Genomic DNA, 15,216 nt, shown 5'->3' with positions numbered 1-15,216 from the left:
TAAAATTTATCCCTTAGCAATCAAATCAACTACCTTAAGAATAACATCAACTGCTTTCTGCATTGAATCAACAGGAACATATTCGAAGCGCCCATGGAAATTGTGCCCACCAGCAAATATATTTGGACAAGGTAAGCCCATATATGATAATCGGCTCCCATCAGTTCCACCACGAATTGGCACAATCATAGGGGTAACACCAACATCTTTCATAGCTTGTTCAGCAATGTCAACAATATACTTTACAGGCTCAACCTTTTCGCGCATATTAAAATACTGATCCTTCATTTGAAGACTCACACTCTCTTCGCCATACTTAGCACGAAGATCAGAACAAAATGTCTCGAACTTGTCTTTTCGAGTATTATAAGCCTCCATATCAAAGTCACGAATAATGTACTGTAACTTAGAATTCTCAACGCTGCCTTCCATTCCTAATAAATGATAGAAGCCTTCGTAATTTTCAGTTCTTTCTGGTACTTCATCCTTCGGTAACAAGGCTGCGAATTCCTGCATAATATGCATCGAATTAATCAACTTATCCTTTGCCATTCCCGGATGAACATTTCGTCCTTTAAAAGAAACTTCGGCATAAGCTGCATTGAAGTTCTCGAACTGCAACTCACCTATTTCACCACCATCAAGAGTATAAGCAAAATCAGCACCAAACTTCTCTACATTAAAAAAATCAGCACCTTGTCCAATTTCTTCATCAGGCGTAAAACCAATATGAACAGGACCATGTTTTATCTCAGGATGATTCAACAAATACTCTACTGCAGTCATGATCTCAGCAACACCAGCTTTATCATCAGCTCCTAGTAGAGTTGTTCCATCAGTTGTAATCAAAGTTTGGCCTTGATACATTTTCAAATCTGGAAAATCTGCCACCTTCATAATGATATTCTGCTCTTTATTAAGAACGATATCTCCTCCATTGTAATTTTCAACAAACTGAGGTTTGACATGCTTTCCTGTAAAATCAGGACTGGTATCCATATGAGACACAAAGCCAACTGTAGGAACAGTATTATCAATATTAGAAGGCAATACTGCCATCACATAACCATTCTCATCAAGAGAAACTTGACTCATACCCATCTCCTCTAGCTCTTTAACCAATTCCTGAGCCAAAACCATTTGCCCTGGAGTACTAGGTGTCAATCCTGTTTGAGTATCAGATTCAGTATCAAACTGAACGTATTTTATAAATTTATCTACAACTGCAGTCATTATATATAGGTATCTTATTATTAATTATAAGCGAATTATTTAAACATCATCAGACTTAAACTGGAAACCTAAGCGTTTACCTGTCTTAATTTTTGCATTCTGAATTTTTTCATCAATATCGGCCAATGCCAATATCTTAACATCATCGTAAGGAGGAACCAGTAAATCAAAATTCAATGAATAGTTAATGGCTGTTTCCACAATTTTTCTCAAACTATCTGCATCACTAATCGACTGAGACAAATCATTTTCAAGTAAACTCATTTGGCGCTTACCTTCTACTAAATAATGCTTTTCCTGATTGATAAAAATACGAGCAACTAGATAACCTAAATCTTCTGAGCGCTTATATTTAAAAGAATCATACAAGAAATTATAAATATTGATAACGCCAGAATAGGCATTATTTGGATTATGCTTCACATAGTCCTTATCCCAAACAGCATGATCTCTATCAAACTGAAAAACATTTGAATACATACTAAAAACAAGAATATCTGATGCCACTCGAATTTGAACCTCTGATTCTCCCCTATCCTCAAACTCCAACTTTACAGCATCAGACTCACCTTCAAGTTCAGCATTATATTCATCAACCAAATTGCCTAAGACCAGTTTCAAATCTGAGAAAACTTCAGCAGTATTCTTATAAACCAATTGTTTTAAAATAGATTTTTCGCGTATGGTCTGTAATATGGCTGATTTTGTATTGAGTATATTCATGCTATAGGGGTTTTATTAATCTTGGAAAAGGAATCATTCTTTTGATTCATCTGATAAAGGTAAAAAAAAACCGCCTCCGAAAAATCGGGGACGGTTATTTATAAGTTTAAATTTCGTTAAATAGCGAAATTTTAAAATCTAAATAAATCTAGACCTTAATATGACTTAGCAAAAACGACACGTTCTTTTGATGGTTTTCCTGTAACCATACAAACGCCTTCTTCCTGATCATTATCGAAAGGAATACAACGAATTGTTGCTTTTGTTTCATTTTTAATTTTCTCTTCAGTCTCATCTGTACCATCCCAGTGAGCTAAAAAGAACCCTGTTTTAGTTTCCAACAACTCCTTGAATTCTTCGTAAGTATCAACCTTAGTTGTTTTCTCTGCTCTGAAATCAAGTGCTTTTTGAAAGATGCTATTCTGAATTTCCTCAAGAAGGTTTTCGATCATGTCTTCAACACCATCAACTGCAACGGTCTCTTTAGTTAGAATATCACGACGAGCCAACTCAACCGTTCCATTCTCAAGATCGCGGGCTCCCATAGCTAAACGTACAGGTACGCCTTTCAATTCATATTGAGCAAACTTCCATCCTGGTTTACGGTTATCATTATCGTCAAACTTAACGGAGATACCTTTAGACTTTAGCTTAGCTACAATAGGATCAATTACCTCTGCAAGCTTTGCCAACTCTTCATCCTTACGGTAAATAGGTACAATCACAACCTGAATTGGAGCCAATTTTGGAGGTAAAACTAAGCCATGATCATCAGAGTGAGCCATAACTAAAGCGCCCATCAAACGAGTTGACACACCCCAAGATGTTGCCCAAACATAATCTTCTTTACCTTCTTTATTTGTAAATTTAACATCGAATGCCTTAGCAAAATTCTGACCTAAGAAATGAGATGTTCCAGCCTGAAGAGCCTTACCATCTTGCATTAAAGCTTCAATACAATAAGTATCTTTTGCACCTGCAAAACGTTCTGACGCTGTCTTTCTTCCTTTTAATACAGGAACAGCCATCCAACCTTCAGTAAAGTCACTATAAACATTAATCATTTGCTCAGTTTCAACCAAAGCTTCTTTTTCTGTAGCATGAGCAGTATGCCCTTCTTGCCAAAGGAATTCAGCAGTACGAAGGAATAAACGTGTACGCATTTCCCAACGCATAACATTCGCCCATTGATTAATTAAAATAGGCAAGTCACGGTATGATTGTATCCAGTTTTTATAGGTATTCCAAATAATAGTCTCAGAAGTTGGACGAATAATTAATTCCTCTTCTAAACGTGCATCAGGGTCAACAATAACACCTTTCCCATTAGGGTCGTTCATTAAACGATAATGAGTTACAACTGCACATTCTTTTGCGAATCCTTCTACGTGGTCAGCTTCCTTACTTAGAAATGACTTGGGAATTAAAAGAGGAAAATAAGCATTTTCGTGTCCAGTTTCTTTAAACTTGCCATCAAGTACGGCTTGCATTTTTTCCCAAATAGCGTAGCCATATGGTTTAATCACCATACAACCTCTAACTGCAGAATTCTCTGCAAGATCTGCCTTAATTACTAAGTCGTTATACCATTGCGAATAATTTTCGCTTCTACTGGTTAAAACTTTTGCCATTTTATATTGTTTTGGTATAGTATTTGCTATCTAAATAATACTTAAAAGTTCTTAAATTTTGTTTTTAATTAACAATTATCAGAAACTAAACTTAAGGCTTTCAAATTAGGCTACAAAAGTATAAAATATTATTAGATAATCATATTGAAGGCTAGACATGAAACTTTATAGATTGAATAATTATTAAACACATTTTAGGCTCGATTTTTGCTCTTGTTTAAACAGGTTGATAATCCAATCATAAAAATTACATCAAAGCTAAACCTTAAATCATATCCAGATGAAAGCATACTTTAAATTACTAATCGTTCCCTTGCTAATAGCAACGGCTTGTTCCCCATCCTATGTGGGAACATCAGCATTTCAGGATGATATTTATTACGTTCCTGGAGAAACATCTCTAATCGATACGGAAATGGCAGTCTATACGACTCATGCCGATAAAAAAGAACCGACTATCGAACAAACAACTAGAGTAGAACCTACAACTAAGGCTACTTTTAGCGATGATAGAGAATTTCAACTTATACAAGAGCAGTATCGTCAGATGCTTGCAAATGACTCAATTGAAGCCATTGACACGACCTTTTATAATGAAGAAGAAGGTTATTACATCAATGAATTTCAAGGTAGTGACTACGATCGAGAAGAGGCTGAAAGGCTAAGACAATGGTATCCACAAGGGTTTGGTTACTACGATAATAGTGGCTATAATATGGCTATGTGGTTAGCTGGTGATCCTAACTGGAATGTTTATGTTGACGGAGACAATGTTTGGTGGACACCTAGTTGGACAAACTTCAATCATTATAATGCATTCAGATTCTCACCTACACGTTATGGTCGAAATTTTGCTTACAACTACCCTTCCTACGGGTCAAGTTTCGGTTTTGGCTTTGGAATAGGTTCTGGATTCTACGACGATTTCTATTGGTCATTGAATTTTGGGTGGGGACACTCATATTACAATAACTATCCATATTATGGTCATAATAATCACCATGGTGATTACTACGGTTCTGAAAGACGTTCAAACAACTACTATGGTCATAGAACAAGCATGGGATCAAAAGCTGGTACAAATAGAGCTTATACAAATAGAAGCGCTGCAACGAGAACAAAAGGTACTGTAAGCCGTGTTAATCGCTCAGCTAATTATTCAAAATCAGGAACCACAACACGTCGCTCAGCAGTTACAGCTAAAGATGCTGTAAGAAGAAGTACTGCGGCACAAAAATATGGTTCTCGAAATAGCAGAAGCTCATATGGCAATCGTGTAGGTACAAGTACTAGAAGAACCAATACATCAGGTACTGTTAAACGTTCAAACTACCAAGGCACAACAACACGATATGGTACGCAAAATCGTTCGTCATACCAAGGAAATAAAAGAGGAACAACAACTAGAAGAAGAACTAGTAACTATACAAAACCTCGAAGTAATTCACGTCCTTCGTATAATAGTTCAGGTACAAAACGATCAACTAATGTGAGAGGGACAAGTACAAGATCATCTAGATACAGTAAGGTTAAAAGTACTCCTAGCTATAAGAGAAGCTCAACAAAAAATTCAACGAGAAGTTCTTCTAGCTCATACAAACCTTCAAGATCATCATCATCACGTTCTTCAGGAGCTGTTCGCTCATCAAGTTCTTCATCAAGATCATCTAGTGGCGGAAGCAGATCAACTAGTGGTGGAAGTTCTAGAAGAAAATAAACAATTACATCTGGATATGATTAACTCTTATTTTCTTAACCTACTATAAATACACATGACTATGAAAAGATATATCACATTATTATTCCTAACAGTCTTTTCAGGAATATTATACGCACAAACTGCAGATGACGCTCTGCGATATTCTCAACAACATTATACTGGAACAGCACGTTCAATGGCTATGGGTGGCGCCTTTGGTGCTCTAGGGGGAGATTTCTCTAGCATTGGTATAAATCCAGCAGGACTTGGGGTTTACCAAAGCTCAGAGTTCATGTTCACGCCTACAATGGAAATGAGAAAAAGTACCAGTGGCAATCTTGACGATGACAAATTCACTTTTGGGATTAGCAATATTGGTTATGTTGCCTTTATTAAACCTAGAATAACTTCTAAGGATGGCTGGCAAAATTTCAATTTTGGAATTGGCTACAATCGTATCAATAACTTTAGAAAATCTTCAATGTCTCATATACTAAATTCTGAATCAAGTATGTTGGATGTTTTTGAAGCAAATGCAGATGGTTTCGAATCTGCTCAACTAAACTCAATGACTGAAAGCTTAGCATACGAAACCTATTTATTGAATCCTCAAGATGAAAACCCTCTGGATTATGATCTACCTATCTTCCCTGGAGAAAGAATGAACCAAAGAAAAACCCTAGAAGAAAAAGGTCATATGGGTGAATTCAATATATCCTTTGGAGCGAATTATGCTCATAAATTTTATATAGGTGCATCTCTTGGTATTCAAAGTATTAATTATAAATCAACTGCGCGTTTTACTGAGAGTACACTAACAAACAGTTCATCAGATTTGAGTAATTATTATCTTGAAGAATATGTAAAAACAACAGGTGTAGGAGCTAATCTTAAGTTAGGTATTATTTACAAGCCTAATCAAAATATCAGATTAGGAGCTTCACTTCATACGCCAACCTTCTTCTCAATGGAAGACGAATTCCAGAATAAAATGGCTTCACATTTTAAAACACAAGATCTTGACGGTTATTCAAACTATGCTGATAGAACACAATTATCAAGCTACACGTATGACTATAGAACACCTATGAAATTCACTTTGAGTGGTGCCGTTGTTCTTTCAAAGAAAATGATTCTTAGTTTAGATTATGAATTTGTAGATTACTCAAATGCCAAATTTTCTGATGGACAAGATGATTTTGATTTCAATGGAACTACAGAAGCTCCAGAAGCGAATGATATCATTAAATCATCATATGAAAGTGTTGGTAATTTAAGAGCTGGTTTAGAATATAGATTATCATCAGCCCTTAGCTTACGAGGAGGTTTTGCAAATTTTGGAAACCCATACAAGGCAAGTTCAATTGATGAGTCTTATAATATCTATTCTGCAGGTTTCGGTATTCGACAAGGTAATTTCTTCTTCGATGCTGCCTACAGTTACTCAGATAAAGATGAATCTTACATATACTACAGTACTTCTACTGTTGATGGAGATATAATTTCTTCAGGTAAAGTAGACCTTCAAGACGAAAATCATCAGGTTAGATTAACTTTTGGATTTAAGTTTTAAGAAAATAGAAACCAGTCAGTTTAAAACTAAAAAAGCTCCCAATTGGGAGCTTTTTTTATACTATATAACTAATCGTCTATTATAGACTTCAGTCTTTACTTATCTGATCATACCTGCAGCAACAGTCTCGTTTGTTGCTTCATCAATTAAAATGAAACTTCCTGTATTGCGGTTTTTCTTATATGAGTCGAAGAATAAAGGCTTCGCTGTTTTTAACTTCAAACATGCGATATCATTTAGTCCTATAACTTTATCATCCGTTCTTTCTTCTAAAGAGTTAATGTCAACTTTGAAGTTTACATTACGAACCATACAACGTGTTTCGTTTGAAGTATGCTTAATGGTATATTTACCACCAGTCATCATAGGACGTTCATTCATCCAACAAACCATAGCATCAAATTCTTGCTCCATATTAGGAACATTATCTGCAGCTACAATCATATCTCCACGCGATGTGTCAATCTCATCACTTAATCTTAGCGTTACAGATTGAGGCGTAAAAGCTATATCTAACTCACCATCCAGCGTATCAATCGCTTTAATTGTAGTCTCTCTTCCAGAAGGTAACACTTTTACTTTATCACCTGGCTTGAAAACACCACTTGCTACACGACCAGCGAATCCACGATAGTCATGATACTCATCACTCTGAGGACGGATAACATATTGCACTGGGAAACGAGCATCTTCATGATTTCTATCATCAAGAATTTCAATAGTTTCCAATAGATTCAATAAGGTCTCACCCTTATACCAATCCATATTTTCAGAAGCATCTACCACATTGTCTCCAAATTTGGCTGAGATAGGAATAAATCGAACATCTTTAATATTCAATTTATCAGCAACCCTCTGATATTCGTTTTTAATGGTTTCATAAGTCTCTTCTGAGTAACTCATCAAATCCATCTTATTGATACAAACAATAAGGTGAGGAATTTGCAACAAGTTAGCAATATAAGAGTGACGTAGAGTTTGCTCAATAACACCATGACGAGCATCAACCAAAATAAGGGCACAGTTTGCTGTAGAAGCTCCTGTTACCATATTTCGTGTGTACTGAATATGACCTGGTGTATCAGCAATAATAAATTTACGCTTTGGAGTCGCAAAATAACGGTAAGCGACATCAATGGTGATCCCTTGCTCACGCTCGGCTCTTAAGCCATCGGTAAGTAAAGCAAGATCCACCTCAGTATCACCACGCTTTTTACTAGAAATTTCAATAGCCTCCATTTGATCTTCAAAAATGGCTTTACTATCGTATAACAAACGTCCAATTAGAGTACTTTTTCCGTCATCAACACTACCTGCAGTAGTGAAACGTAAAAGCTCCATATCTAAATATCCTGATGTTTTATCTGACATATCTTTTCTTTAATGATAATTGGTTAATGATTAATGATCAGAAATCATTTAGCATTAAACACTAATAATTAATAATGGATAATTAATAATTATTTTAAAAATACCCTTCTTTTTTACGATCTTCCATGGCAGCTTCCGAACGCTTGTCGTCATGGCGTGTACCACGTTCAGTAGTTCTTGTAGCAGCTACTTCTTCAATAATATCTTCAAGAGTATTTGCCTCTGACTCAATAGCACCTGTACAAGTCGCATCACCAATAGTTCTAAAACGAACGATTCTTTTTTCAACTTTTTCTGTATCGCGCATTGGAATAAAATCAGAAGCTGATAATAGGTTACCATGACGTAAGAAAACATCGCGTTCGTGAGAGAAATAGATATTAGGAATGTCAATATTCTCTAGATAGATATATTGCCATACATCCATCTCAGTCCAGTTAGAAATTGGGAAAACTCTAAAGTGCTCACCCATGTTCTTCTTACCGTTAAATAAGTTCCAAAGCTCAGGTCTTTGATTTTTAGGATCCCACTGACCGAACTCGTCACGGTGAGAGAAGAAACGCTCTTTTGCTCTGGCTTTTTCCTCGTCACGACGACCTCCACCCATTGCACAATCAACTTGCAACTCTTCAAGTCCATCAAGTAGAGTTACAGTTTGTAATTTGTTTCTACTTGCATCAAAACCTGTTTCTTCAATAGCTTTTCCTTGATTAATAGAATCCTGAACGTAACGTACAATTATACGAGTACCAGTCTCTTCCATCAATCTATCACGAAATTCAATTGTCTCAGGGAAATTGTGCCCAGTATCAACATGCATTAAAGCAAAAGGTACTTTCGCAGGTGCAAAAGCTTTTCTTGCCAAATGAAACATGATAATCGAATCCTTTCCTCCCGAAAATAACATTACGGGATTCTCGAATTGAGCTGCAACTTCACGAATCACATAAATCGATTCAGCTTCCAGTTCTCTTAAGTGATTTATATTGTATTCATTCATTCGAAAAAATTTTATTTACTCTTCTGTGATCAAATTCGATCACCAGTATAATACGTTTATATATTCTTTAATTAACTAAGCCTGCTTAATATCTTTTAGAATTGCTTCTACTAAGCATTCTACAGATTTTTCAATCGTCATCTCTGCCGTTTTAATTTCTAAGAAAGCATTTTCAGGGGCTTCAAAAGGTGCATCTAAACCTGTAAAGTTTTTAATCTCACCATTACGTGCTTTTTTATACAAGCCTTTGACATCCCTCTTTTCACACTCCTCGTAAGATGCATTGACATAGATTTCTCTAAAATCGGCATCTCCAATAATCTCTTTAGCTTGTTCTCTTATTGCAAGAGTTGGACTAACAAAGCAATTAATAGTAATGATACCACAATTAACAAACAGCTTTGAAACTTCGGCTATACGACGAATATTCTCTGTTCTATCCTCTTCAGAAAATCCTAGATTTTTATTAATTCCAGTACGAATATTATCTCCATCTAGAACTTGAGTTAAAAACCCTCTTCTCTGAAGCTCCTTTTCTAACCCAATTGCAATTGTTGTTTTTCCAGATCCAGAAAGTCCAGTCATCCAAATAACACGAGCTTTTTGATTTAAAAATTGTTCCTTCTCATCTCGACCAATAATTCGGTCGAAGACTGGATGAATATTAGTTGCTTTGGTGGTCATTAATTTATTTTATATGAACTCAATCAGTTGCTAATTAGCCAATAAAATCTATCAAGAAGATTAATTTCTCCTTTTTAGGTTCTGAATTAGTAAAGACAGAAGAATCTGATTAAGAGTTCCCTATTTGCTAATAATGCCTATTTGTGAAATAAATCTCAAGTCAAGGCGTTCCAAAAAATCAGACACAAATGTACAATTTCTATGGTGATTATAAAAATTTTAGACTAGGAATACACAAGCTAGATTTTACGGTAAAAAAAGAAGTTTTTATCCTTTATTAGAAATAAAGTAATACTGACTCAATGACTTGAATAATAAGCACAAAAAAAGCTCCCTTTGGTAGGGAGCTTATAAAATTACATGTTAGATAAGTAGACTATTTACAGTCACATCTTTCATCAAAGCTCTTATTATACTGTTCCATAGCTCTAAAACTCATACCCATATTCGAGAATCCTCCATCGTGAAATAGATTCTGCATGGTTACCTTTTTAGTTAAGTCAGAGAACAAGGTAATACAGTAATTTGCGCATTCCTGAGCATCAGCATTTCCAAGTGGTGACATACGTTCTGAGAAGTCAATTAGCTTATCGAAACCTTTTACACCACTACCAGCAGTTGTCATAGTAGGCGACTGTGATATTGTGTTAACTCGAACGTGTTTTTCGCGACCATAAATGTATCCAAAACTACGTGCGATAGACTCCAACATAGCTTTTGCATCGGCCATGTCGTTGTACTCATACATGGTTCTTTGTGCAGCTGCATAAGTTAAAGCTACAATTGATCCCCATTCTGCAACAACATCCATTTCCTTAGCTTTCTGAATCACTTTGTGGAAAGAGATAGCAGAAACATCCAATGTTTTTTTAAGGTATTCGTAGTTCAACTCATCGTATGAATTTCCTTTACGAACGTTTGGTGACATACCAATTGAGTGAAGAATGAAATCAACAGGACCTCCTAAAAGCTCCATCGATTTTGTATATAAATTCTCCAAATCTTCAGGATTAGTAGCATCAGCAGCAATAACATGTGCATTACATTTTTTTGCTAGCACATCGATAGTTCCCATTCGAATGGAAACGGGTGTATTTGTTAAGACGATCTCAGCACCTTCTTCAACAGCCAATTCAGCAACTTTCCATGCGATTGACATTTCGTTTAAGGCACCAAAGATGATTCCTTTTTTTCCTTTTAATAAGTTATAGGACATAATTTGAAATTTTCAATTTTATCAACTACAAATTTAACCAATATTATTTAGAATAATTCAAGAAAAGAACATTTATTAAGACTGAATAAATTCTCTAATCACATATGCAACAATAGATCTACCTAGCTAACAAAACCTTAGCATTTTCCATTGCCGCTTGAGTCATATCTGCACCACTAAGCATCTTTGCTAATTCTTCAATGCGACTTTCTCTATCTAAAAGAACAATATTTGAGTATGTTTCCAACTCATCATCAGCCTTGTAAACTTTATAATGATAATTGCCTTTACTGGCAATTTGAGGTAGGTGTGTAATACTAATTACCTGAATATTTTCAGCCATATCTCTCATAACAACTCCCATCTTATCAGCAATTTCACCTGAGACGCCTGTATCAATTTCATCAAACACAATAGATGGCAAAGCAGTCGAAGCTGATATTAAATATTTAATACTCAGCATCAGTCGAGACATTTCTCCACCAGACGCTACCTTTGATATTTCTTCAAGATGCCCGTTCTTATTGGCAGAGAAAAGAATTCTAATGAAATCCCTTCCTAAATACTGATATTCTTCAGCAATAGTTTGATCAAACTTGATTTTTGCGTGGGGAATCCCCAATTGAATCAATTGAGATTCCAATGCTTTTTCAATTTCTGGAATCACAGCCTTTCTACTTTTACTAAGCTTTACAGAAGCTTTAGCAAGTTTTGTATCCTGCATCTGCAATTGCATCTTTAATTCTTCAATCAAATCATCACTCGAAGATATCTTTCTTACTTTATCATCCAACTCTTCTCTTATTAGAATAAGATCTTGCACAGAGTCCACTCGGTGCTTTTGCTGAAGACTATAAATAGCATCTAATCTTTCATTCAAAAAGGTGATTCTTGAAGGATCAAACTCCATCGATTCGTAACTACTTTCAAGTTCAGAGGATAAATCTTGTAATTCTATGCACGAGCTTTCAAATCGATTATAAAATTCTTCCCCTTTAGAAAATACATTCTGGACTTGTCCGACTGTTGAACGTGCCTCTTTCAACAAAGAAATAATAGAGAGCTCGCCATCACTAAGTAAATTTAAGGCCTTAAATAAATTAGACTTAATTTCTTCGGCATGGTTCAAAGTTTCAAGCTCAGTTTCCATATCAACTTGCTCACCTTCTATCAAGTTAACTTCAATCAATTGCTGTAATTGAAACTGGTAATAATCTAGATCAGATTTTTCTTTACGAGCAATCTCTTCTTGGCTTTTCAACTCTCGTTTGATATCCTGATAGGCTTCAAATTGAACTTGATAATCATTCAATAAAGGAGCATGTTGTGCATAAGTATCAACAATCCCCATTTGATACTCAGGATCACTTAGAGAGAGGTTCTGATTCTGAGAATGTATATCAATCAGCCTAAGCCCCAATTCTTTTAACACTTTAATGCTAACTGGAGAATCATTTACAAAAGCACGGGTCTTACCATTAGGTAACACTTCACGTCGCAAAATCGTATCTTCTTCATATTCCATTTCAACTTCAGCAAAAAACTTTTGCAAGTGGTATTTTGAAATATTAAAATTAGCCTCTATAGTACATTTGCGATCTTTATCTTTCAGAATATTGGTTTCTGGTCGTTGACCTAAAACCAATCCTAAAGCACCCAACAAAATAGATTTACCAGATCCTGTCTCACCTGTTATAATCGAAAATCCATTATTGAAGTCAATCTCAATCTGATTTATTAGAGTATAGTTTTGTATGGCTAAGGATTGAAGCATATTATATTTAGAATATAAGTTTAGTAGCAATAATTGAAATAGATATCTCGGCTTACTTAAGTATTTTCTTATACTTGTTCAGGTTTGCTGGGTCGATATCACTTAAAATATTGTAAGCACGTTTTTTCTCATCATTAAACGACTCCGTAAATATTTTAACCAACTCATCTGCTTTAGCATCGAAAAATATCTGAAGAATAAATGAACCTGGCTTAGCACGATGAGCTTTCTGTAATAAACGTAAAGATTCTGCAATCTCAGAACGTCCATCAGTTAGCTTATCTGACATTTTATCCAAGCCTAAACGGTGATAACGATAGATACATTCACGTACGGGTCGATAGGAATTATTCAATATATTTTCAATTAACCAATACCTATTACTCTTGCTTTCAAAAGATTTCCAACCTGGGTATTTTACATTTTGCATCTTATTCACGATAGCTTCTGCTTTTGTAAAATAGGGTGTCCCTCCTTCTAAGGCAAACGAGTCGTAATCAAGTCCAACAATAATATTGGCATAATAAGCTAAAAGAGCAGTTAAGCTAGTAGGAGTATTAGACTCGTTATAGTCCAAGGCTTGATATTCAGCATATTTAAAATGAATATCATTGTCTTTAAAATTTAGAAGAACTGTATTAAATGATGAGTTAAAAACAGGACGTCGTGCCTGAATTTGCATTGTTCCTTTAAATTCATCAGAGGAAATCTGATCTGTAAGGTTTATTAGAATATTACATTCTATTTTCTCATCCTGATCGTAAACATGATCGGTCCAACTTCTATTATTAACAAACTCATACACTGCGGTCTGCATTGTTCTAAAAACCTGTTTATTAGTTCCTTGAATTTGCTGACTCACAACCTGAATATTACATCGCAATTCTTGTGATTTCACATTTGAGGCAGAGAATATAACAAGTAATAGAAAAAGTAATTTACGCATATTCGAATTTTTCAAAAATTAAGACTAAAGTTAATCAAAACAAATGAGCAGTCAAGCCTATAAACCTAACTAAAGAAATTTCCAATTATTGTTTAGATATATAAGTATGGAATGAGCTCTAGTAATTCTGATTCAGAATTAACTCATCAACAATATCTTTTGCGACTTGTGACTTTGGTTTCAAATCATACTTTTTCACTTGACCATTACGAGAAAAAATTGTGATTTTATTGGTGTCATGCTGAAAACCAGCTCCTGAATCATTCAATGAGTTCAGAACAATTAAGTCCAGATTCTTTTTCTCAAGCTTTAACTGTGCATTTTGCTCTTCATTATTGGTTTCTAAAGCAAATCCAACTAAAAATTGTTTATCCGTTTTAATCTGTCCTAGTGAGGCAGCAATGTCTTTTGTTGGAGTTAATTCAATCGTATAATTCGATTTTTCGCGCTTAACTTTTGCATTTACAGGATTAAGTGGCGTAAAATCAGCAACAGCAGCTGTCATTATAGCTCCATCACAATTTGAGAAGTGTTCAAAAGAAGCATCATACATTTCCTGCGCGGAGATAACATCGATTCTATGTATGTTGGGATGATTGGTTTGGCATGCAGATGGCCCAGAGATGAGAGTAACTTGAGCACCCTCCTCAGCTAGTTTTTCAGCAATTGAAAAACCCATTTTGCCAGAAGAAAAATTACCAATAAAACGAACAGGGTCGATCTTTTCGTAAGTCGGCCCTGCTGTTATCATGACCTTTTTGTCAATTAGTCTTTTTTTTTTGAAGATAAGAATCCCTTGAGTTTCTCAACAATTATTTCAGGATCTTCCATACGGCCTTTCCCGAATAGACCACTAGCAAGCTCACCACTTGAAGGCTCAATAAAGCTATCTCCATATGATTTTAAGATATCCATATTACGAAGTGTAGCAGGATGCTTAAACATATCTAAATCCATAGCAGGTGTATGAACCACAGGGCATTTAGCTGACAAGTATGTTGTCAACAACAGATTATCGCAAATACCATGTGCCATTTTAGCCATTGTATTTGCTGTTGTTGGTGCAATTAATAGTACATCAGCCCATAATCCTAGGTCTACATGACTATTCCACTCACCATCATCGTGCTTGAAAAAATCGCTTAAAACAGTATTTTTAGATAGAGTTGCCATGGTTACCGGAGAGATGAACTCTTTAGCCAATGGGGTCATTATTACTTTCACCTGAGCGCCTTCTTTCACAAGTAAGCGCACCAAAGTTGCAGCCTTATATGCAGCGATACTTGCTGTAACGCCAAGTATTATTTTCTTATCTTTTAACATAAGGTATAAAACTAAAAAAGTTCCCTGTTTCGAGGGAACTTAA

13 protein-coding genes are annotated in these 15,216 nt (G+C 35.4%); 2 read left to right on the top strand and 11 right to left on the bottom strand.

The features are described from left to right. Nucleotides 1-6: 6 nt before the first annotated feature. The 3 genes from pepT to proS all read right to left on the bottom strand — a co-directional run bounded on the left by pepT (nucleotide 7) and on the right by proS (nucleotide 3,587). Complete coding sequence (gene pepT, locus ACXR6G_RS12465) at nucleotides 7-1,233, bottom strand: peptidase T (RefSeq protein WP_458361763.1); 1,227 nt, start codon at nucleotides 1,231-1,233, stop codon at nucleotides 7-9. A gap of 39 nt (nucleotides 1,234-1,272) precedes the next feature. Next, complete coding sequence (locus ACXR6G_RS12460; RefSeq protein WP_458361762.1) at nucleotides 1,273-1,956, bottom strand: hypothetical protein; 684 nt, start codon at nucleotides 1,954-1,956, stop codon at nucleotides 1,273-1,275. Nucleotides 1,957-2,111: 155 nt separating this feature from the next. After that, a complete protein-coding gene (gene proS / locus ACXR6G_RS12455) occupies nucleotides 2,112-3,587 on the bottom strand; it encodes a proline--tRNA ligase (RefSeq protein WP_458361761.1) in 1,476 nt (491 codons plus the stop codon). A 280-nt stretch (nucleotides 3,588-3,867) separates the two neighbouring features. Between proS and ACXR6G_RS12450 the strand changes: the two genes are divergently transcribed. Continuing rightward, the gene (locus ACXR6G_RS12450) at nucleotides 3,868-5,304 is read left to right on the top strand and encodes a hypothetical protein (protein ID WP_458361760.1); all 1,437 of its coding nucleotides are present in this window, start codon (nucleotides 3,868-3,870) and stop codon (nucleotides 5,302-5,304) included. A 61-nt stretch (nucleotides 5,305-5,365) separates the two neighbouring features. Next, complete coding sequence (locus ACXR6G_RS12445) at nucleotides 5,366-6,859, top strand: OmpP1/FadL family transporter (protein WP_458361759.1); 1,494 nt, start codon at nucleotides 5,366-5,368, stop codon at nucleotides 6,857-6,859. A gap of 99 nt (nucleotides 6,860-6,958) precedes the next feature. Here the strand turns inward: ACXR6G_RS12445 and cysN are convergent, their stop codons facing one another. The 8 genes from cysN to ACXR6G_RS12405 form a co-directional block, all read right to left on the bottom strand. Continuing rightward, on the bottom strand, nucleotides 6,959-8,230 hold the full coding sequence (gene cysN / locus ACXR6G_RS12440) for a sulfate adenylyltransferase subunit CysN (RefSeq protein WP_458361758.1): 1,272 nt from the start codon (nucleotides 8,228-8,230) through the stop codon (nucleotides 6,959-6,961). A 94-nt stretch (nucleotides 8,231-8,324) separates the two neighbouring features. Further along, nucleotides 8,325-9,230 carry a sulfate adenylyltransferase subunit CysD gene (cysD, locus tag ACXR6G_RS12435; RefSeq protein ID WP_458361757.1) on the bottom strand — a complete coding sequence of 302 codons (906 nt, stop codon included), beginning with the start codon at nucleotides 9,228-9,230 and terminating at the stop codon, nucleotides 8,325-8,327. A 75-nt stretch (nucleotides 9,231-9,305) separates the two neighbouring features. Beyond that, nucleotides 9,306-9,914: an adenylyl-sulfate kinase gene (gene cysC / locus ACXR6G_RS12430; protein WP_458361756.1), complete on the bottom strand. Its 609-nt coding sequence runs from the start codon at nucleotides 9,912-9,914 to the stop codon at nucleotides 9,306-9,308. A 376-nt stretch (nucleotides 9,915-10,290) separates the two neighbouring features. Further along, nucleotides 10,291-11,130, bottom strand: a complete 840-nt coding sequence (locus ACXR6G_RS12425) for an enoyl-ACP reductase FabI (RefSeq protein WP_458361755.1) — start codon at nucleotides 11,128-11,130, stop codon at nucleotides 10,291-10,293. Nucleotides 11,131-11,248: 118 nt separating this feature from the next. Continuing rightward, on the bottom strand, nucleotides 11,249-12,904 hold the full coding sequence (locus ACXR6G_RS12420; RefSeq protein WP_458361754.1) for a DNA repair protein RecN: 1,656 nt from the start codon (nucleotides 12,902-12,904) through the stop codon (nucleotides 11,249-11,251). Nucleotides 12,905-12,956: 52 nt separating this feature from the next. Next, the gene (gene porD / locus ACXR6G_RS12415; RefSeq protein ID WP_458361753.1) at nucleotides 12,957-13,850 is read right to left on the bottom strand and encodes a type IX secretion system protein PorD; all 894 of its coding nucleotides are present in this window, start codon (nucleotides 13,848-13,850) and stop codon (nucleotides 12,957-12,959) included. 118 nt (nucleotides 13,851-13,968) lie between these two features. Continuing rightward, nucleotides 13,969-14,601 (bottom strand): phosphopantothenoylcysteine decarboxylase domain-containing protein, encoded by a 633-nt coding sequence (locus ACXR6G_RS12410; RefSeq protein WP_458361752.1) that lies wholly within the window; start codon nucleotides 14,599-14,601, stop codon nucleotides 13,969-13,971. A gap of 14 nt (nucleotides 14,602-14,615) precedes the next feature. Next, nucleotides 14,616-15,173, bottom strand: a complete 558-nt coding sequence (locus tag ACXR6G_RS12405; RefSeq protein WP_458361751.1) for a flavoprotein — start codon at nucleotides 15,171-15,173, stop codon at nucleotides 14,616-14,618. Nucleotides 15,174-15,216 lie beyond the last annotated feature (43 nt).

The organism is Ancylomarina sp. YFZ004 (assembly GCF_054254355.1).
The sequence above is the reverse complement of the archived record's forward strand: the minus strand, read 5'-3'. Positions and strand labels throughout refer to the sequence as shown.